A 330-nucleotide genomic window follows, 5' to 3' on the forward strand; every position below is an offset into this window, starting at 1 on the left:
CTCTGAAAACCAGGGGAGTTCCCTCGGCGCACTCGGCCGGGTTCTCGCTGAGAACTCGGCTGCCTGCCCTGGTTCTTCTGGTCAGTCACGGTAGAGGACTGGGCAGCGTCATGCCTGTCAGGCGACCGGCGCTGGGCCTGCCTGGGCCGAGAGGCCATGGTATCGAGACGCGTCGGCAGCTCATGCAGGGCTCCCGCCTCCTGGAGCTCCTCGAGCACCATGGCAGCAACGGCCTTGACCACCTTGTTCTGGTGATCCAGGCAGCGACACACATACTCCACGTAGTCGGCATCCAGCACCGAAGCTTCCGCGGGCGAGAGCGGCTCGTCG

General features: G+C 65.5%; 1 protein-coding gene. It reads right to left on the reverse strand.

Annotation, left to right across the window (positions count from 1 at the left end; translation table 11 throughout):
* On the reverse strand, positions 1 to 299 hold a 299-nt coding region (locus tag Q673_RS36895), incomplete at its 3' end, for a hypothetical protein (RefSeq protein ID WP_235048474.1).
* Between the last annotated feature and the right edge of the window lie 31 nt (positions 300 to 330).

This window comes from Halomonas sp. PBN3, assembly GCF_000475415.1.
GTDB lineage: Bacteria > Pseudomonadota > Gammaproteobacteria > Pseudomonadales > Halomonadaceae > Halomonas > Halomonas shengliensis.